Origin of the sequence: Vreelandella arctica (assembly GCF_037070215.1) — a bacterium.
Lineage (GTDB): Bacteria > Pseudomonadota > Gammaproteobacteria > Pseudomonadales > Halomonadaceae > Vreelandella > Vreelandella arctica.
Genome location: NZ_JBANSN010000003.1, coordinates 23,703 through 44,564 on the forward strand (window position 1 = coordinate 23,703; position 20,862 = coordinate 44,564).

Below are 20,862 nucleotides of genomic sequence, written 5' to 3' on the forward strand. Positions count from 1 at the left end.
AGTGGTATACAAGGTCATGGTCGCTGATAGCCCGAGAGAGTATACAAAGTCATGATTACACGACTGGATACCAACGAGTCGTCGCTTCTTCCTGGCCAGGACGCACCTTACCTGAGCTTCCTCGAAGCCCTGGCGGATGCTGGCTTCAAAGGCGAGATCGCCCCGGACTACGCCAGCCGCACGGTGCTGGCTACTGACAACTCCCTCTACCAGCGCCTACCCCAGGCGGTGCTCTATCCGCGCAACGCGGCCGACTTGGCGCGAATCGCCCGACTGGCTGGCGAGGCGGCCCACCGGCAGGTGGTGCTCACCCCACGCGGTGGAGGCACCGGCACCAATGGTCAGTCGCTCACCGATGGCCTAGTGGTCGATGTCTCCAAACACATGAATGCCATCCTCGATATCAACGTCGAGGCCCGCCGAGTGCGTGTCCAGGCCGGAGTGGTCAAGGACCAGCTTAACGCCGCCCTGAAGCCCCATGGGTTGTTTTTCGCACCGGAGCTCTCGACCTCCAATCGCGCCACCATCGGTGGCATGATCGCCACTGACGCCAGCGGCCAGGGCAGCTGCGAGTACGGCAAGACCCGCGATCACGTCCTCGAACTCGACAGCGTGCTACTCGGTGGCGAGTGCCTCACCACCCGGCCGGTGAGCGAGGCTGAGCTCGACGCCCTGTGCGCCCGCGACGATGCCGTGGGCCGGGTGCATCGGGTCGCCTGCGAGATCATCGACAGTGAGCGCCAGCGCATTCGCGACACTTTCCCGCCGCTCAACCGCTGCCTGACCGGCTACGACCTAGCGCACCTGCGCACCGAGGATGGCCGCTTTGATCTCAACAGTGTGCTATGCGGCGCAGAAGGCTCACTGGCCTTCACAAGTGAGGCGGTACTTAACGTGCTGCCGATCCCCAAGCACTCGACCCTGGTCAACGTGCGCTATGCGGGCTTTATGGACGCCCTGCGCGACGCCAAGGCACTGATGTCCAGCGACAGCTCTTCACAAACCCAGCCGCAGGCGCGCCCTACCTCCATCGAAACGGTGGACGACAAGGTGCTGGGGCTGGCCATGCAGGACTTTATCTGGGACGACGTCGCCGAGTTCTTCCCAGCCGCAGGGAATACCCCGGCACACGGCATCAACCTGGTGGAATTCAACGACGACGACCCCGAGCGCCTCGCCGAGCGGGTCGCCGTCTTCTGTCGCCATCTCGAACAGGACGCCGGCGTCGAGCGCCTGGGCTATACCTTGGCGGAAGGCCGCGCCCAGATCGCCCGGGTCTATAGCATGCGTAAGCGCGCCGTGGGCCTGCTTGGTAACGTCCAGGGCGAGCGGCGGCCGCTGCCCTTCGTCGAGGACACCGCGGTGCCACCGGAGCACTTGGCCGACTATATCGCCGAGTTCCGTGCCCTGCTCGACGCCCGCGGCCTCGCCTACGGCATGTTCGGCCATGTCGACGCTGGGGTACTCCACGTGCGACCGGCGCTGGACATGAAGGACCCGGCCGACGAGCGGCTGATCCGCGAGATCTCCGACGAGGTCGCCGCGCTGACGCAGAAGTACGGCGGCCTGCTGTGGGGCGAGCACGGTAAGGGCGTGCGCTCCGAGTACGCACCGGCCTTCTTCGGCCCGCTCTACCCCAGCCTGCGCCGCCTCAAGGCCGCCTTCGACCCGCACAACCAGCTGAATCCGGGCAAGATCGCGACTCCGCTGCTTACTTCCCCCTCGCCTGACGCCACCGAGGAGCAGGCAGTAAAGTGGAGCGATCCGGGGCTGCTGACCATCGATGGCGTGCCGACCCGAGGCCAGTACGACCGCCAGATCGACGAGCGGGTCTGGCAAGCCCACGGCGACGCCGTCTACTGCAATGGCAACGGTGCCTGCTACAACTACGACCCCGATGACGCCATGTGCCCGTCCTGGAAGGCCACCCGCCAGCGCGTCCACTCGCCCAAGGGCCGCGCCAGCCTGATGCGCGAATGGCTGCGCCTGCAGGGCCACGCCGGCGTCGACGTCCTCGAGGAGTCCCGCGGGCAGCAGGCCGAGGGGGCCTGGGGCTGCATCAAGAGCTTCCCCTTGCGGCTCAAGAACACTCTGGCCCGGCGGCGCGGTGAGGCGGACTTCTCCCACGAGGTGTATGAGGCCATGGCCGGCTGCCTGGCGTGCAAGTCCTGCGCCGGCCAGTGCCCGGTGAAGGTCAACGTGCCGACCTTCCGCAGCCAGTTCCTGGAGCTCTACCACGGCCGCTACCTGCGCCCGCTGCGCGACTACCTGATCGGCGGGCTGGAATTTATAGTGCCGACCCTCGCGCGGCTCGCTCCGCTCTACAACGCCGCCCTGGGCAACCGTCTAGTAGACCGACTGCTGGCCGGCCCCATCGGCATGGTTGATAGCCCACGGTTGTCCCGGATCAGCCTCAAGAAGCATTTAGCGACCCGGGGTGTCAGCGAGGCCACCCCCACCAGCCTGGGTCGACTCACCGAAGCGGAAAAAATCCGTAGCGTGATACTGGTGCAGGATGCCTTCACCAGCTACTTCGAATCGACACTGGTGATGGATGTCATCGAGTTGCTCGAGCGCCTCGATATCCGGGTGTTTATGGCCCCCTACGCGCCTAATGGCAAGCCGCTGCACGTCCAGGGCTTCCTTGGCGCCTTCGAACGTACTGCGGCGAAGCAGGCCGAGCGGCTCAGGACACTGGCCGATGCCGGGGTGCCGCTGGTCGGCATCGACCCGGCGATGACTCTGGCTTACCGCCAGGAGTACGTGAAGGCGCTGGGCGAGGCCGCCGTGCCCGAGGTGCGGCTGCTACCGGAATGGCTGACTGAGTGGCTGGACGAGCGGGCGCCGGCTGGCCTCGCTCTCGACGCCCCCGGCTATCGCTTGCTTGCCCACTGCACCGAGAAGACTAATGCCCCGGGCACACCTAAGGCTTGGCAGCGGGTGTTCGCCGCCTTTGGCCTCGAACTCGAAGTGGTGGCCAGCGGCTGCTGCGGCATGTCCGGCACCTATGGTCACGAGACGCGTAACCTGAATACCTCAAAAGTAATTTACTCCCAGTCTTGGCAACCGATAGTAGAGAACTTGGCCAACACGGGTCGCTTGCTAGCCACCGGTTATTCCTGTCGCAGTCAGGCCCGGCGGATCTCCGGCACGATTTTACCTCATCCACTTCAGGCATTATTGGGTGAGTTGCGCAGAGTTGAATCGTAATGAACCATCCTCGGGAAGAGTCGGGCTGTATAATGGCGGTTGATAAACCCATGGCTGGTATGCTTAGAGGAGATCCTCCTGTAAAACTGACAAGAAATGTCCATTCTTGTCAGCATGCTGGTCATGAGTGAATATGGATAAGCATAGGTGCTGCCGACTGGATAGGGTAGCGGACAACGGAGAGAGGTAAGTTATGAGGGCGGAAGTCGAGAAGGGGCGAAGAGAAGATTGGCTGGATGCCGCCTACAATACGCTTGTTACATCGGGGGTTGAATCAGTCAAGATTTTACCATTGGCTAAGTCGCTGAAGACATCCCGTACAAGTTTCTATTGGTGTTTTAAAGATAGAGATGCGCTGCTTGAGGCTTTGATAGAACGCTGGAAAGCCAAGAATACTCAAGGATTGGTTTCGCAGACAAAGCGTTATGCTGACACCGTCGTTGAGGCCATGCTAAACGTATTTGATTGCTGGTTAGATGAAACAATTTTTAACTCTGAGTTCGAATTCGCTGTGCGTAATTGGGCCATGCAGTCTCCAAAAATTGCCCACGAGGTCGCGTCTGCCGATCAAGTCAGGCTTGATGCGCTGACTTCAATGTTTGTACGTTTTAACTATTCAGCGCATAACGCCAATGTTCGTGCTCGTACTGTTTATCTGACTCAGATCGGGTATATATCTATGCGAACCCAGGAAACAAAAGAGGAGCGTATGGGACGAATGGCCGATTATATCGAGATATTTACTGGTCAGCCCCACCGAAGGGAGGATATGGAAAGATTTGCTTCACGACATACACCTCGACTTGCCGCGTGGATGAAAGCTTATGATGCGCGTGAGGAAGAGGTGTGCCACGCTGAGTGTTGAATGCATACAATGCATTGAATTTAAATGATAAATATGTCATGGCAACAGCCGACACTGCTGTTGCGCATTCGTGTTGACCGGCACTGATTGGTGCCTAATCTTGGCTAGCTACTGTAATTAATGCGCCTGTTCATACTCCAAGAGAGGACAGCAGGTGCCGAGTATCCGCCTATCTGTCGCTTTTAATACTCTATCGACACTCGCTGATCGAGATCAAAGCGTTTAATACTAAAGGTGGTATTACCTTTTAGTATTAAATCTGCCGTTGATCCGAAGGATTTCTGCGCACAATCTTCGGCTTAAGAGCTTTGAAAATAAAGGCTTATATATCCATTCTTACTCCAATAATAGCTTACTGGCAATGAAGCTTGCCTCTTCTTGACACAGGTGAACTCTAAGCTGACACTGGTGAACATGACGGTGCGGTGTTGGGTGTCTTGGCATCATTTGTGAAATTAGTGACTAACAAAAATTCAGGTGAGAGATATGGGTCGGCCTGCGATAAATAAAATAGCTACGGAATATGATGTGGTCGTGGTAGGCGCAGGTGCCACTGGGTGTGCAACTGCTAGGGAGTTATCTCTCAGGGGATTCTCAGTGCTGCTACTGGACCGCGGTGATATTGGTGCTGGAACATCATCTAGATCAAGCCGATTACTTTACTGTGGGCTTGGCTACATGAAACCAGATTATCCGCTTTGGAAAATCCCATTTCATCCGCTGGACATGATAGGCCGAATATATCGTGCTTGGTTAACAATGCAGTGTCGCACGGAACTAGTGCGAGAGATGCCCGAACACCTGACACGCCGGACATTCTATTTTCCGTACGCTGGGCATGGCGGAAGAAAATATCCTGATGCGGTTATTGATTTTGGATACAGACTGCTATCTACCTTTGGCTCCAAGGACGTACCTCTTGGCTATAAACGGCACAACGCTCAAGAGGCACGTAAGTTAAGTGGGCTTGTACGGGGCTTGAGCTCTGACCTTAAGTCAGTGGGGAGCTTTTATGAGTACCAATACTCATGGCCAGAAAGAATCTGTGTTGATACGGCATTAGAGGCTGGAAGACTTGGGGTTACTGTTCGAAATTACACCGAAGTAACATCCTTAGAGTACGTGGACTCACTTTGGCAAGTAACGGTCAAGGAGAAGGCACCAGAGTGCCATGGAGAAGAAGTAATACGCGCACGTATGGTGGTAAATGCCGCGGGACCATGGATTGACAACGTCTTGAAGTGTTCTGCACCGAAAGACCTTCGTCGACAAGTTTTAGGTGTCAAGGGAGTGAATGTAATGGTCAAGCTCCCTGAAGAGTTTCGTGGGCAAGGTCTGGAAAGTTTCTCAAGTCGTGGTGAGCCTTTTTATATCTTTCCTTGGGGCGATATGCATTTTATCGGACCTACAGAGGATAGAGTTGATAGTGAGCCAGAAGGGCAGCGAGTGCTGGAAAGCGAAGTAAGTTACTTGCTAAATGAAGCAAACAACTTATTTCCTGCATTGAATTTAAATAAAGAAGATGTGCTGCACGCATGGTGTGGCGTTCGACCAGGTTCAACACGTGATGGTAAAACATTAAGTGGAGTCATCCAGCTAAACGAAAGCTTAGATATGCCTAATTTTGTATCTGTAACAGGCGTTATGATTATGCTTCATCGGCATGCTGCACGTATAACTGCAAAGCTTGTAGAAAAGAAGCTGGGAAAAAAGGGTAGCGTGACAATTAATAAAAAACGTTTAATTAAGAAGCCGGATTTGTCATCTCTAAGTAAAGATGGCATAGAGGATATCGTTAAGAATGAATACGTCGTAACTTTAGGCGATCTTGTGCGTCGACGTCTGCCTTATGGATGGAGTAAGGATTTAGGTATAGGGCGATTAGAAGACATATCACAGATTGCCGCAAAAACACTGGCTTGGTCAGAGCAAAGGAGGCAACTTGAAGTTAAAGGGTATCTTGAAGAAAATTCCAAGTATTTTTTGACTTTTAAATAATTTTTTAACATTTTTAAGTTAAGGGGGGTAGGGGATGGTTTAATGGTTTTTTAATTTATGATCTGCGTTGTTAACTATAATAGTTATAAAAGGAATCTCTGATGATTACTAAAAACAAGTCCCAGCAAATTTCAAAAATACTTGTGGCCACAGCATTAGTCGTTGGTGTCAGTAATGCTTCGTATGCTACTACTCTGAAATTGGCCTCAGACTCAGCAAATAGAGATTCACCGACAGGTGAGTCGTTAGTTTACTGGGGAGAAAAAATAGAAGAGTATTCAAATAACGAAATTGAAGTAGAGTTGTTTTTTCAAAATGAACTAGGCACGCAGCAAGAGGTGTTTGATCTGTTGATGGGGGGAGCCATTGATGGAATGCTAACATGGCCTATGACTAACTATGATCGTCGTATTGGAGTTGTATATACTCCCTATATGTTGACTGGTTGGGAAGACGCTCTTGAGGCTTATTCTCCTGATGGTTGGCTTTACTCAGCAGTCAATGATGTTATGAATGACAATGGCCTTAAGTTTCTTGGGCCTTGGCCGGAAGGTTTTAATGGGATCGCCACTATTGGTGAGTGTGTTACTGAGCTAGAGGATAAAAATAGTGTAAACCTTAGAACTATCCCAGTCTATCCATTTCCACAAGTTATACAGGCACTTGGCTATAAAACTGCAGCCATTGACTGGACTGAACTCTATACTGCTCTGCAAACTGGAGTAGTTGATGGTGATGCAGGAAATGTGATCTATCATGATTATGAATATTTTAATGATATTTTAGATTGTTATGTTAGAACAAAACATATGTTCATGACGGCTATGTTCTTGATACACAATGATTCGTTTAATGGACTGTCAGAGGAACATCAACAAGCTGTTTATAGAGCATCTGAAGATGCGGTTCAAAAACAATTTGAAGATGGTAAAGCAACAGATGAGCTCTATGTGGAGAAGGCAGTTGAAGGAGGAATGAAATATGCTGAGCTTTCCGATGAGGAACTGCAACAAAATGCTGACATTGTGCGTGAGGCTATTTGGCCTGAAATGAGATCTCAGCTTGGCGATGACTTAATGGATGTCATTGAGGAAAATGCGAGAGAATTTTAATAGATAGTCAGTTGCCCTGCCGAGAAGGTGGGGCATTCAGGGAGTAACGAGGTCAATGTCTAAAAATAGCGTCATTACTAAAGTGCTGGAGGCATTAATCGTTCTTTGCAGTATATGCATTGTAGGGTTGATGGTTCTTTTAGTTGCTTCGCGTTATGTGGGTGTGTCTTTAATGGGAATACTCGAGATTGTAATGGTTTTTGCAATATGGCTGTATATGTTAGGAGCAATTCTGGCAAGCAAAAATAACACACATCTTGAAGTTGATCTTTTAGCTTTAAGCCTAAAAGGTACAAAAGCGCTTGCTTATCATAAGATTTATGTGAGCTTAGTGACTGTAGCTGTCACTTCTCTCTTTTCATATTTGGCATATAAAATGATTATGTGGGGGATAAATCTTCCTCAGTCAACTCCGGCGCTCTCAATCCCGCTTACATTACCTAGTTCAGCTATTTTAGTTGCAGCATTAGCCTGCTTGGCTTTTGCTCTACGCGATCTGTATTTTTCCATAATTTCAAGAACTAGATCCTGAGAGGTTGTGAGTATGGAAGCATTAATTGGTTTGTGTTTGTTGATTTTTCTCTTAATTACCGGTATTCCTATTGCCTGGGCATTTGCAGGGGCGCTGGGTTATTTTGCATTTACCTATGATGCAAGCTTAAACACGTTGATGCTACAAGGCTTTAGATCAATAAACTCGGTCGTTTTAATTGCATTGCCTATATTTGTGATAACCGGTTATTTAATGCAGACTGGGGGCATAGCCACGCGACTAATACACTTTATGGAGGTATTGGTAGGTAAGCGAAAAGGCGGGATGGGAACCGCAATGATTCTTGCCTCCGGTGTTTTTGGTGCCATTGCTGGTACGTCTACCGCTGCCGTTGCATCTGTTGGTAAGACCATGATTCCCGCACTTGAAGAACGCGGTTATCCCAGGGGCTATTCGTCTGCTCTTTTGGGGATATCTTCACTGCTAGGTATATTAATACCGCCTTCGATTATAATGATTCTTTTTGGTGTTGTAACACAGCAATCTGTAGCGGCGCTATTCGCAGCTTCAATTGGTCCGGCTATTTTACTGATTGTGCTTTTGTCAGTGATTAATCGTGTATTTTGCACTAAGGTTTTTACAGAAGTTACCGAGTCTTTTGATAAATCGCTAAATATTTCTCGTGGCAAAGCGACTAAACGAGCACTGCCGGCCTTATTTCTCCCTGTTTTAATTTTGGGCGGAATTTATGGTGGGGTTTTTACACCCACTGAAGCAGCGGCCGTAGCAGCCGTAGCAGCATTGATGATAGGCGTGTTTTTTTATAAAGAAATGACCTTTGCTAAGTTCACAAGTAGTTTGGTTGATGCATCTCAGACGACTGGTTCAATTATTATGATTTTGCTATTTTCATTTATGATTGGCAGAATTTTATCGATGGAGCGAATTCCACAAGAGCTTACACAATTTATGAGTTCTTTGGTTTCTAATCCCATAATGATTTTATTACTCGTCAATGTCTTTCTAATTGTAGCAGGCGCTATTCTAGACGATGTAACCGTAACGGTAGTAATTGCACCGCTTTTCCTACCTCTTATGGTACAGCAGGGAGTTGATCCTATCCACTATGGCGCAATCGTTGCATGTTCTGTTGTGATAGGTGCTAATAGCCCGCCTGTGGCACCAATTTTATACATGGCTTCAAATATTGGACAGGTCTCAGTTCATAAGATGATAGTGCCGGCATTAATATTTATTGCCTTTGCGGGCATACCTGTAATGCTAGTGACTACTTTTATTCCTGAGCTTGCACTTTTTATCCCAAAATTGCTTGGGCTTGTTTAATTTTATCTCCGGCCTTTAGGCCGGAGGCTTTTTTTGAGTTTAGATGATTATGACTTACAACAGTGTTATCTAGGAACAGCGAGGCAGGGAAGCCTTATTGTTGGCCGGAGGCTGCTCGGTAAGCATTCGTAAGACCATGGTGAACAGCTTCATGAAAACCCTGCTCGATCATCGAGCTTAGCCCTTTGGCTGTGGTGCCATTATAAGCAATCAGCCGCTCAACCATTTCTTTCGGATCTGCTCCTAGCTGTTCAAGTAGTAAGCTACCACCTACCAACGTTTGCATGACCGCTTCCTGCGCTATATCGTCGGCTATGTCCATTTGTTTGGCGTGTTCCAACATTGATTGAGCCAGCAAGGCCGGATAGGCGGGCCCTGCACCGCTTAAGGCAGTTAAGTAGTCGAGATTACTTTCCTCGGGAAGCTCTCGCGCCTTACCGCAGCTCTCTAGCAGCGTTTGAACGAGCTGTTTATCCTCCTCAGTAACCTGCTCAGATGCATACCATGGAAAGTATGCACGCTGGATTTCAGCTGCTGCATTTGGCATTGCTCGGATAACTCGACTGCTTCCTACTTGGCTAACAATCTTCTCCGAGGAAGCCATCGCTAACAGAGAAATAACTAATTTTCCATTTGCATTAATATTAAGACTAACGAGATCGTCGGGGCGGATAGAAAGCACAATAACATCTGCCAACTCGACCAGCTCACTGTTGCTCTTAACACGACGGACGTCTGGCCAGTCTTGGTATGCGTTGTTGTTTTCGGAACGTGATGAAACGACTAACTGGTCGGCAGATATGATGCGCCGTTCTAACAGGGAGAGCCCGAGTGCTCGCCCCATCCAACCGTGTCCGCCAATAATACCCACTACTTCACTTTGTGACATTTTTCAGTTCCTATTCTCTTTGTTTAGTTGCTGCCAAATACGTATTTCATCAACCAATGCAGCTAGTTATTGCATGAATAGTATCTAGTGTTCATAAGTGTACATGCTATGGGCGCGACGTCATCCCCCTGATTAAGTAGTGCTAAGTATCAAAACACATATTTTCCGCTATGCTCATAAACCTAATCCGTTGACTCAGGACGATGTGCATGACATTCCGCTTTGTGCCTTCCCTATCCGACACAGATATCCAGACGTATACCTATGGTGAGAAACCAGCCTTGCGTCGTCGGGCTCACGCCATCGTGCTGAGTCACCAAAGTCATACCATCGATCAGATCTGCAAGATTCTGTCCGTTACCCGCGAAACGGCCTCGCTCTGGTTCGATGCCTGGGAGGCACAGGGCCTCGATGGGCTCCAGGATAAGCCACGCGCCGGGCGGCCTACCATCTATAGTGATTCGGAGCGGGAGCGGTTACTTGAACTCGTACAAGAGCAACCTCATCAGCTGAAGGCCGTCCAAGCACGATTCCAGCAGGAAACAGGGAAATACGCCAGTACCATGACGATCAAGCGAGCATTAAAAAAATCTGGGGTATAGTTTCAAGCGTGCTCGGCGATCCCTGAGAAGCCAGCGTAACGAGACTAACTTCCGCCATACACAAAGCCCACTGGCCGAGCTTCAGCGCTGGGAAGATCGGGGCGAGACGAAACTGTACTATTTCGATGAGTCAGGCTTTGCCCAGTTCTCCGTCTTGCCTTACGCCTGGAGCCCTATCGCTATCGGCCATCCTCGGGAAATACCAGCCTACTCACATAGCCAGCGCCTGAACGTGCTGGGCTTCTTGAGTCGTCAGGGCAAGCTGATCTACCACTCGACAATGGCAACCATCACCACCGAGGTGGTCATCGAGGCTTTTGACCGCCTGGTTGCACAGAAGTCGCCGGACACTTTTGCGATCGTGGTGCTGGACAATGCCAGTGTTCATCGCTCCAAGGCTTTCCGACGTAAGGAGTTGGAATGGATGTCGCATCGTGTCTACCTAGGCTATTTATCTGCTTATTCGCCGGAGCTAAATTTCATCGAGATTCTTTGGCGCAAGGTCAAGTATGAGTGGCTGCCGATGACGGCTTATGAAAGCTTCTCGGCCTTGAAAGGCTATGTCCATAAGGTGTTGTCAGGCTACGGCAGCGAATACCTGATTATTTTTGTATAGGCACTTAGCAGCCTGAGACCACACCAATGAGGGTGAGGGGGGTGTTCGTGCCACAGGCCCTGCGTTTGTTCGAAAACGCGTTTGACAGCCTCCACCCCGAGGCGTTGACGTGCTTGGGCAACGGCGCTGGGTGCCACGAAAGGACGTTGGCCGGGTAAGACAATATCGAGCTGATTAACGACTTGCCCCATCGGGATGTGCCGAAATAATGCCATGCCGACAATCGACCGGGCCACCATCTCAAGCGGTAAACGACGTTTACGCAAGGTGGCTACACCGGAGTGTTCTAGGCATTTGTCAATCAACTCGGTGGAGAGAACATCCGCGAGGCTGGAGAAGTGTTCAGGCGAAACGCGAGCGATGGCATCAATGGCTTGACTAAAATGCATAAAAATCCGGTATCAGAGCGTCACTGATACCGGAATATCGGATTGTCAGCTCATTGATGAAACTCTTAACTGACTGGCATTAGGCCTATAACCCAACATTTAGATACTTTATTTCAAGATACTCCTCAATACCGTACTTAGATCCTTCGCGCCCAAGGCCCGAAGCTTTCACACCACCGAAAGGCGCAACTTCATTTGAAATATCCCCAGAATTAATCCCGACCATTCCATACTCCAGCGCCTCAGCCAAACGAAAAACCCGGTCCATATCACGCGTGTAGAAATAGGCAGCCAGACCAAATTCCGTATCATTGGCATAACCGACGACTTCCGCCTCACCAGAGAACCTGAATAGCGGTGCCAAAGGGCCGAAAGTTTCCTCTTTTGCTACTAAGGCATGTACAGGAACATCTGTCAGGATAGTCGGTTCGAAAAAATTTTCGCCCAATTCGTGACGCTTACCACCCGTGATAACTTTTGCACCTTTTGTCACGGCATCTTCAATGTGTAATTGGATTTTCCCTACAGCTGCATTGTCGATCAAGGGCCCCATGGTGACACCGTCTTTAAGTCCATCATCGACTTTGAACTCTTTTACTGCTGCCATCAGTTTTTCAGAAAAAGCGTCATAAACTTTTTCATGAATATAGATTCGATTTGCACAGACGCAAGTCTGTCCATTATTACGGTATTTGGAAATCAACAACCCTTCGACAGCAGCATCGAGATTGGCATCTTCAAAGACAATGAAAGGCGCATTACCACCAAGCTCCAACGACAGCTTTTTTATGTCGTGGGCACATTTCGACATCAGCAATCGGCCGGTAGTGGTAGAGCCGGTGAAAGTCAGCTTGCGTACTGTAGGGTTGCCTGTGAGTTCATCACCGATCTCGGCCGCCGTCCCCGTGACCACGTTGAAGACTCCTGCAGGAATCCCCGCACATTCAGCAAGATATGCAAGCGCGAGAGCAGAAAAGGGCGTCTGCGGAGCTGGTTTCAACACTATCGTACAACCTGCAGCAAGCGCCGGTGCGACCTTGCGTGTGACCATTGCCGAGGGAAAATTCCATGGTGTAATTGCCGCTGTTACACCAATCGACTGCTTAAGCACAAAGATGCGCTTATCCGGCTTCGGCGACGGAATGATGTCACCATAAACTCGCTTGGCCTCTTCAGCGAACCATTCGACAAAGGAGGCGGCATATTGGATTTCGCCCCGCGCCTCGGTCATCGGCTTGCCTTGCTCCAATACCATAAGATGCGCGAGTTCATCCAAGTGCTCGAGGATCAAGTCGAACCAGTTTCGCAGCAGTGCAGCCCGTTCCTTGGCTGGCAGAGCACGCCAAGGACGAAGCGCCCGGTCAGCAGCCTCGATAGCCTTCCGGGTTTCTTGTCTTCCCATTACAGGAACCGTGCCGACCAGAGTTCCATTTGCAGGATTGTGAATCGACTGAACTCGAGCGTCTAAGGCACCAATCCAACAACCATCGATAAAAGCTTGTTGTCGAAGCAAGGCAAGTTGGCTCATTATTTGAATACCATTTGGTTGTGACAATACTATTGGTCAGCGTTTTCTGCCCAATACTTGGGGCAACCCCAGAATTTCAGCGGCCTGCAAAGCCAACCAAAGGGCGACCACATCTCCCGTATTACCAAGTGAGCGACCAGTCAACTCCTCGATACGACGGATGCGATAGGTCAAGCTGGACTTATGGATATATAGCTTTTCGGCAGTGGACTGCCAGGAGCGATTCTGTTCGAGGAAGACCTTCAGCGTATAAAGCAACGAGGTGCGGGATGTCTTGTCATGTTCGGCTACGCTCCCGAGTACACTGCGAAAAGTTTCCCGCGCCTCTTCAAGGTTTTGAGGCAGCCATGGCAATTTTTCGGCGACCAGCGCGTAGAACACTACTGGCTGGTCGGAATTAGCATGGGTCACGGCAAGTCGAGCCTCGCGAGAGGCTTCGTCTAGACGCTCGAAATAGCTAACTTGATTACTCACCCCCATACCGGACTCAAGGATGTTTTGCACGGCAGGAGCAGAATCTCCGGGCAGGAGCAACAAAAGCTCTTCGTCCTGCGGGCAAAGTAAGAGCTGTATATCCGAACGCTCGAATAACGCTGCCCACTCGGGCAGAGACAGCCCGCCTCTCCGCGCTACTGCCAGATGCGCCGTGTCCAATGAGATACCAAATTGCAATAGGCGCTTGTCCGCCTGCTGGCGGGTTAGGCGGTGGTTCATCAGATCCTCGAGCAGCTCCGAGCCCAACCGAATGGCTCGCTCGTTTTCTACATGCAGCCGTTCCAGCGCGATACCAAGCACTGCAGATAGGTGGTTGAGCAAGCTGTAATCAAGGACATCTTGATCTGTGTGGTGTACCAACAGATCACATGTCCGGCGAGAGGGAATCGAGATGCCAAGAACCTCGCCATCCTCCAGCGGATAGTGGCGAACCACCGGCTGGGGATGAGAAAAATTCCGCTTTTGCAGCAGATCCTCTCGCAAACTCTCTGGCAGTTCGCGCCCCTTGGGCAGCCAGAGCTGTTGCGTCTGCGGATCCCAGAGCAGCAGCCAAGCCTGCACGTCCTTCTCTAGACGGTATAACAGGGTTTCAAGGTCGACACCCTCGATAGCCATACGGGCACTAACATATATCCGAGCAATGGCATTGCGCCGCTCGAACTCTTCATTACGTTGTGCATCAGCCACCGCACGGGTCACACTGGCAAAAGGCACACCATACTGCGTCATCAATACAGGAAAGCTCAGGCGTTCAGCAGTGTCCAGAAGAGCCTGCAAATTATCAGGTGCCTGCATATTCTCGCCGATCATCATGCCCGCCAGCCCAGCACATGATAGAGCTTCCACATATCGACCTTGCGCACAAGATTCAGATGGGATACCGATGCCGGTCGTCATCAGTAAATCATCCTCTCCCAGCCATTCGGTTGGCTCGGGCAATTCGCAGACATGTGCCCAACGAACCAACTGCCCCGTCCCTTCACTACCACTAAGCAGGCGAGTGCGCAGTTCAGGCATCTTGATGATGTCTATGATCCGAAGGGGCATTGGGGCCTCTGTATAAGGTTACGGTGGCACGTAAGAGAGTATGCCACGATAGCTGGGGAGTAAGAGGAGACGATATCCGGCTAACGCGACTTTATCTCATAGTCAGCTCAGAATTAGATAGGCCTTCCGGACAGTCTTCCGAATATTCCACTCCCCTTTCGAATTAGAGGTAAAGAAGATTATATCCCCAGCATAAAACTCAACGGGCTCGCCATCATCTGGAGTGAAACTACCCTCACCCTCGATGAAATAACTGTATTCTGACTGGGCAATCTGGCGGCGAAATCGCCCAGGAGTGCATTCCCAGATACCAGCACCGCCAACGGGCGTATCAGTGTGGCCAGCGGACCGAGTCATTGCAATTTGCGCACTGGTGGGTGCGCCCACTGCAGAGGAAGCGGTAAAGGCACTGTTGTCTTCAAGATGAATCAGCATCGGGGTCATAGTTGTTCTCTCAAGGTTTATCTTCGAGGCCGGACGGGGCTAGCTGTGCAAGCAGTCGGTCGAATACAGCAGCTGTCTGTCCCTGCAATTCTGCCTTTTCCTTGCGAATGACGGCACCGCGTACCATTTTTCCACCCAAATAACGGAAGGGCTCGGGTGGGAAAGCTTTGCACTTCCTTCTGATAAGAGAAGAACGGCTCCATTCATCGTCACGACCGAGTGCCAGACTGGCAAGGATGTGCCCGCCCAAACGACTGGGGCCAACACCATTGCCGCTCCAGCCTATTCCATAAAAAATGTTGGGCTGGCGGCGCAGTGAGCCAAACACGGGCAAACTGTCATAAGTACGATCGATAGGCCCTGACCAGTTATGAGAGATAGCATCCCGCGCGAGCATCGGATATGTCGCGAATAAATCTGAGCAGGTTTGCGCGATGCTATCTGCATCCTCGCTGAAAGTGCCGTTGATTTCCGAACGATATGCGATAGCCCCCGTCCCCTTGCCAAAGGCAATGCGCCCGTCATGTGTGGTGCGGTAGTAGTCGACCAGCAACTGTGAATCAGTGATTGATTCGCCGCCCGTCCAGCCGATGTCTTGGAACTGCGAGCCAAGCGGCCGCGTAACTACCATTGAACTGTTGACCGGAGTGAACAAGCACGCAAGCTCGGGAACTGACGCCGACCATGCGTTGGTCGCGAGCACCACTTTATTCGCCGTCAGCGTGCCGTTTGGGGTAATGAGTTGAGAGTGTTGATCAGACTGTATGCGCTCCACGGCTGAATGTTCGTGGATGATAACGCCTGCCTCCATTGCCACGCGACGCATGCCTTGAATTAATGCATAAGGCTGTACGGTGGCACCAGAAGCTTCAAAGACCCCCCCCAAATGCACGGGCGATCCTGTACGGCGACGCACCTCGCCAGTGGAAAGCCGCTGGAACGGCTGAACACCCAGCTTTTCGCAAGCATGTAATGTGCTGTTCCATGAATCTAGATGAGCAGGGGTGGTGGCGGTCCACAGCCAGCCCTTCTGCTCGAAATGCGCATCGATTGCATGCTCTCGGCAGAACTCTCCAAGCTCAGCAATAGATTGTTCCGTGCGGCGCCCCAGGAACAGTGCTTCCTCACTGCTGCAGAAGGACAATATAGAGGCGATCTTCGGCCACCAGGTCATGACGAAGCCGCCATTACGGCCCGACGCTCCGCCGCCGCAGATGTCCTGCTCGAGGATCACTACTCGGCAATCAGGCTCGTGCTGCTTGATGGTTATCGCAGTCCACAACCCTACATAGCCGCCGCCAATGATGGCAACATCTGCGTATTTTTCGCCAGTTAATGGTGGACACAAATCAGAAGGCGCCACAGATTCCTGCCAGTAGCTGCGCTTGAGAGGCTTTGAAGTACGGAATTTCATGATTCTTCCCTGTCGTTCGTGCAAGCCGGTGACTTCGGCCATAACACAAAGCATCTGCAAGTGGCGCGACGGTTATTGCCGCGCCACTGATCATTGTCGTGAAGAGGCCTCAGCCACGTAGCGCGGCAGTCGCAGCCTCGTCGACCTTCAGAGTGGAGGGATCAATAACTACGCCGTAAAGCTGCTTGGCTGCATCGATACTGATGTACTCGTCGATGACATCTTCCAACACGTCCTCAACCAAGCGCCTATTGGGGTTCCCCCAACCTCCACCACCGGTGCTTTCGAACATAAAGGTCTCACCGGGGCCGAACTTGTGCGAGGCAAGCAAAGGGTTATGCCAGTTGCCGTCATCGTCGATGCCACCGATTACTTCTGTTGTACCGTCACTGCGGATATGGCTGGACCTTTGTACGGCGCTGGCAAGGCCACCTGCTGCACCAGGGCTACCTGCCAGAGTGCGTGAGGTCTCCATGCCAAGCTCACCGCCGCCTAAGAATCGCACTTTGAAGACAGAGCCGAGGCCACCACGATACTGACCAGCGCCGGCCGAATCTTGACGCAACTCGAAAGCTTCATATGCAATTGGGAAGAACAGCTCGGCGGTTTCCGCCGCCATATTCATACAGTTCCCCAATGGGTCCATGGTAACGTTCATGCCATCTGAATAGGGTGTACCACCCCAGCCACCGGCCGGCAGGTCCGAGAACACGTCAGTCCTGCCTCCGGCATCCACGCAACTAGCGACAAACCAGTTGGCATCAGCGCCGGTCGACCCTGTGACCCGTTCTGGGATAGCTTTGGCCAGGGCCTGCCAAATCGCGCTGGTGACCTTGCCTGCCGTTAGCGTCGTGCAGCCGATGGTTGGCGCAGGCCATGTCGCGTTCAGCCAGCAGCCTTCAGGCAAGATCACCTCGATTGGGTTGAACAAGCCTTGGTTCTGAGGTGCATCCGGTGCCAGGAAAAACTGCAACGAATAGAGCGCTGCCGATATGGTGTTGGCCTTAGGAGAGTTGATCGCGCCTTGGCAGATTGGATCAGTGCCAGTAAAGTCGACCTTGATCGAAGTATCCTCAATCTCCAGCCTTACCTTGACTTTGACCCGATTCTGGGTAATGCCATCGGTATCAGCGTAGTCCTCGGCCTCATAGACTCCGTTCGGGATAGTGCGGATACTATCTCGCACCATCTTGTCCGTATAAGACTGGATCTTCTTCATCGCAGCGCTGACGATATCGACACCATAGCGATTGCAGGCGCGTTGCAGCTCATGCTCGGCTGCCAACAATGCGCCGAGATGGGCCTGCACATCACCCTTGATGAAATGTGGCGTGCGTGAATTGTTGAGGATGATAGCGAGAAGATCCTCATTCAACTTACCGCCGGTATAGATTTTCAACGGCGGCAAGCGAAGCCCCTCTGCCGCTATATGGGTGCTAAAGGCCTGACCACCAGCACCACCGCCACCCAAATCCATCCAGTGGCCGCGACTTACGCCATAGCCGATCAGTTGCTTCTTGTAGAAGATTGGCTTGATGAAGGTGATGTCGTTGATATGGGTGCCGCCCCGATAGGGATCGTTCAGCACCAATACGTCACCCTCATACACATTTTCCTGCCCGATTCCTTTCAATGCCTCCTCGGCCGAGAATTTCATTGCAGCAAGGTGGACCGGGCAGTTGGCAGCCTGGCTGAGCAGTTGTAGATCGGCGTCATAGATTGCGTTTGAAAAATCCAGCATGTCCGCCAAAATCGGAGAGAAAGACGACCGCTGAAGTACTGTCGCCATCCGATCGGAGGCAAACTCAAAGACGCTGCGCATCACCTCAAACGTGATCGGGTCAATGTTGATATCATTGTATTGACTCATATCTTTTCGTCCCCTTTTAGATTTGGATGTCGATGACCAACGCACCCATGGTGTTGACACGGGCATGTGTATGAGGCGGTAGGACCGTGCAGGCATGATCGTATTCGATGATTGCTGGACCTTCGATGCGATGATGAGTAGTCAACGACTCACCTTTATAGACGTTGCAGTTGATCCATGCCCCATCGAAATAGACATCGCGTTGTCCCTTGATGGCCGACTGGTCATCTTCTGAGCATTGCATTTCGACCGGAGGAGGATTGTCCATTTGACCGATCGCGGTGATGCTGAAAGAAACAAAGGCTGGGGCGAAATCATCCGAACTTACGCCGAACTCCTGCATGTGGACGCCATGGAAAGCCTTCTCGATATCAGGCAAGTTATCTGCGTTTAACGTCCCATTGGGCAGTGGAGTGTCAACCTCGTAGGATTGACCTACATAGCGCATCTGTGCACTGCGGATAATTTCTATCTCAGCGTCGTTGGAGAAGCCCTGGTGGATAAGCTCTTTCCGGGCCTTGGTTTCAAGCTCATTCAGGATTGTGTTGACTTTTTCTAAGTCAGCATCCTTCACTGGCGCATAATAGAAATGCTCAACATCCTGCCTCAGATCCATAACGGTTGCCCCGAAGGCCGAGGCGACACCGGCATGAGGCGGCACAATTACCTTCGGAATATTCATCGACTTGGCGACAAAACATGCCGCCAGTGCACCAGCACCTCCGAAACTGGTATAGACAAAATCACGCGGATCTCGGCCGCGGGCTACCAACACCTTTTTGACCGCCTGAGCCATGTATTCACAACCGATACGGATCATACCCTCAGCGGTGGCTAGCGTGGGCAAGCCGATCTCGCCGGCAAGTTTCTCCATAGCCATTTGAGAGGCTTTTACATCAAGATTTATCTTTCCATTCAACGTTGGATCCAGACGCCCCAATAGCAAATTAGCATCGGTGATGGTGGGCTGAGTCCCGCCCCTGCCATAGCAGACGGGACCCGGCTCCGAACCGGCGCTTTTCGGTCCGACACGGAGCGAGCCACCCGCATCGACCCAGCCGATCGAGCCGCCGCCCGAGCCAACGCTATGGATATCCAGCATAGGAACTACAATTGGAACTTCCCACTCCAGCTCATGATCACGAGTGATTAGTCCCTTGCCATGCTCTACGATGGAGACATCGAAGCTGGTGCCACCGACATCGGTGTGCAGAATACGCTCAAACCCGACTTTCTCAGTCAGATAGCCTGCATAGGCCACGCCTCCTGCCGGACCGGACTCCAGCATATCCTCTGGGTGTTGCCGCGCCGCATCCGCCGACATCACACCACCGCTGCTCTTCAGAATCAGAAGTTTCCCGGAGAAACCGTTCTGGCTCAGTCGGTTCTCCAGGTCGTCCATGTACTTAACCATCACTGGCATGCAAGCAGCACGCACCGCAGTGGTGACGAAACGACCATGCTCGCGGAATATAGGTCGAGTCTCGGAGGACAGCACAATATGTATATCCGGGCAGCATTCGCGTAAGATATCGCGCATCTGCTCTTCATGCTTTCCGCTTGCGTAGGAGTTGATGAAGCCGATGGCGACAGACTGGATCTTCGCGGCCTTGACCTTTTCTGCCACCTCACGTGCTGCGGTAACATCCAGGGGACGTTCACTCTCACCGTGGACATTGGTTCGCTCGGGAACAGTAAAGCGATACCGGCGGTTGATTATCGGCTTGGGTTTCGTCTGGTAAGGATCGTAGAGGTGCTGGCGATGCTGTCGACCGATTTCTATGGTATCGCGAAAACCTTCGGTAGTGATGAGGGCCGCATTCGGGTAGCTGCGCTCGATCAACGCGTTGGTTGCCGTTGTCGTACCATGCATGAGATACGAGATATCAGAGATATCGATTCCAGCTTTTTCAATCGATTCCAGAACGGCGATCGAACGATCTTGCTTTGTTGTAAGTACTTTGGCGGAAACTTGCTTACCAGTTCTTTCCTCCCATGCAAACAAGTCTGTAAACGTACCACCTACGTCTATTCCTACTCTCCACATTGTAAGCTCCTCGCATTCATCTGTTTATTGTCGGGTGCCTTGGCAGGATAGCTCCATGGCACCCTCTCGAGGGAATTGCACGAAAATAGGAATTTGAATTTATTTTTCATGCATTCTTACTAAACACCAACACATAGAACTTCTATCTCTTCGAACAATTATTTGTTTGAACTAATTTTTTCTACTTCTATTTGTGACCGCCCCATAGCTCCTTGCTAATGGTTCGGGTCGATAGGCTTACCCATTGTCATGCCGGGTAATATTCTATTCAGTACAATTAGGTGCGTAATCCAAGCATCTGAACCATCAAGGGGCTCAGCAGATCACTAGCATCTCGCTGGTCGAGGTCAACGACGCGGCAATCTGCCAGTAGCTCCGAGACACCTATATGCTGAAGCCACTTTAGTGGCCATAATCTTTGATATCCGGCCCTTGAGACTCAGCGTCAGTTGCTAGGAATGTTCACTAGCACTGTCGATTGCCCCGGCCGAGCTCCTGA

14 protein-coding genes and 1 pseudogene are annotated in these 20,862 nt (G+C 51.8%); 7 read left to right on the top strand and 8 right to left on the bottom strand.

Annotation, left to right across the window (positions count from 1 at the left end; translation table 11 throughout):
- Positions 1-51 precede the first annotated feature (51 nt).
- From ydiJ to V8L70_RS03210, 6 genes are all read left to right on the top strand, one after another.
- Positions 52-3,210 carry a D-2-hydroxyglutarate dehydrogenase YdiJ gene (ydiJ, locus tag V8L70_RS03185; RefSeq protein WP_027957712.1) on the top strand — a complete coding sequence of 1,053 codons (3,159 nt, stop codon included), beginning with the start codon at positions 52-54 and terminating at the stop codon, positions 3,208-3,210.
- 193 nt (positions 3,211-3,403) lie between these two features.
- On the top strand, positions 3,404-4,075 hold the full coding sequence (locus V8L70_RS03190) for a TetR/AcrR family transcriptional regulator (protein ID WP_051430473.1): 672 nt from the start codon (positions 3,404-3,406) through the stop codon (positions 4,073-4,075).
- Positions 4,076-4,561: 486 nt separating this feature from the next.
- Positions 4,562-6,073 carry an FAD-dependent oxidoreductase gene (locus tag V8L70_RS03195; protein WP_027957713.1) on the top strand — a complete coding sequence of 504 codons (1,512 nt, stop codon included), beginning with the start codon at positions 4,562-4,564 and terminating at the stop codon, positions 6,071-6,073.
- Positions 6,074-6,174: 101 nt separating this feature from the next.
- Positions 6,175-7,185 carry a TRAP transporter substrate-binding protein DctP gene (gene dctP / locus V8L70_RS03200; RefSeq protein ID WP_035537763.1) on the top strand — a complete coding sequence of 337 codons (1,011 nt, stop codon included), beginning with the start codon at positions 6,175-6,177 and terminating at the stop codon, positions 7,183-7,185.
- A 55-nt stretch (positions 7,186-7,240) separates the two neighbouring features.
- Entirely contained in the window at positions 7,241-7,717 is a 477-nt protein-coding gene (locus V8L70_RS03205; protein ID WP_027965462.1) for a TRAP transporter small permease, read from the top strand.
- A gap of 12 nt (positions 7,718-7,729) precedes the next feature.
- Complete coding sequence (locus V8L70_RS03210) at positions 7,730-9,022, top strand: TRAP transporter large permease (RefSeq protein WP_027957715.1); 1,293 nt, start codon at positions 7,730-7,732, stop codon at positions 9,020-9,022.
- Between the two features lie 94 nt (positions 9,023-9,116).
- Here the strand turns inward: V8L70_RS03210 and V8L70_RS03215 are convergent, their stop codons facing one another.
- Complete coding sequence (locus V8L70_RS03215; RefSeq protein ID WP_027957716.1) at positions 9,117-9,911, bottom strand: pyrroline-5-carboxylate reductase family protein; 795 nt, start codon at positions 9,909-9,911, stop codon at positions 9,117-9,119.
- 209 nt (positions 9,912-10,120) lie between these two features.
- On the opposite strand from V8L70_RS03215, the gene V8L70_RS03220 reads away from it, so the two are divergent.
- Positions 10,121-11,129 (top strand): IS630 family transposase gene (locus tag V8L70_RS03220; protein ID WP_155830855.1). Its coding sequence is split into 2 segments (ribosomal slippage): positions 10,121-10,504 and positions 10,506-11,129, totalling 1,008 coding nucleotides; the frame shifts between segments, so codons are not numbered across the junction.
- Between the two features lie 2 nt (positions 11,130-11,131).
- Here V8L70_RS03220 and V8L70_RS03225 read toward each other — a convergent pair.
- The 7 genes and pseudogenes from V8L70_RS03225 to V8L70_RS03255 form a co-directional block, all read right to left on the bottom strand.
- Positions 11,132-11,518, bottom strand: a pseudogene (locus tag V8L70_RS03225) (transposase domain-containing protein); the annotation flags it as partial.
- An 85-nt stretch (positions 11,519-11,603) separates the two neighbouring features.
- Positions 11,604-13,046 (bottom strand): NADP-dependent succinate-semialdehyde dehydrogenase, encoded by a 1,443-nt coding sequence (gene gabD, locus V8L70_RS03230; RefSeq protein WP_027957718.1) that lies wholly within the window; start codon positions 13,044-13,046, stop codon positions 11,604-11,606.
- A 36-nt stretch (positions 13,047-13,082) separates the two neighbouring features.
- Positions 13,083-14,588, bottom strand: a complete 1,506-nt coding sequence (locus tag V8L70_RS03235; RefSeq protein ID WP_035537759.1) for a PucR family transcriptional regulator — start codon at positions 14,586-14,588, stop codon at positions 13,083-13,085.
- A 102-nt stretch (positions 14,589-14,690) separates the two neighbouring features.
- A complete protein-coding gene (locus tag V8L70_RS03240; protein WP_027957719.1) occupies positions 14,691-15,032 on the bottom strand; it encodes a cupin domain-containing protein in 342 nt (113 codons plus the stop codon).
- A 10-nt stretch (positions 15,033-15,042) separates the two neighbouring features.
- The gene (locus V8L70_RS03245; RefSeq protein WP_027957720.1) at positions 15,043-16,446 is read right to left on the bottom strand and encodes an NAD(P)/FAD-dependent oxidoreductase; all 1,404 of its coding nucleotides are present in this window, start codon (positions 16,444-16,446) and stop codon (positions 15,043-15,045) included.
- Positions 16,447-16,555: 109 nt separating this feature from the next.
- Entirely contained in the window at positions 16,556-18,316 is a 1,761-nt protein-coding gene (locus tag V8L70_RS03250; RefSeq protein WP_027957721.1) for a hydantoinase B/oxoprolinase family protein, read from the bottom strand.
- Positions 18,317-18,332: 16 nt separating this feature from the next.
- Positions 18,333-20,363: a hydantoinase/oxoprolinase family protein gene (locus V8L70_RS03255; protein ID WP_035537756.1), complete on the bottom strand. Its 2,031-nt coding sequence runs from the start codon at positions 20,361-20,363 to the stop codon at positions 18,333-18,335.
- Positions 20,364-20,862: the final 499 nt, after the last annotated feature.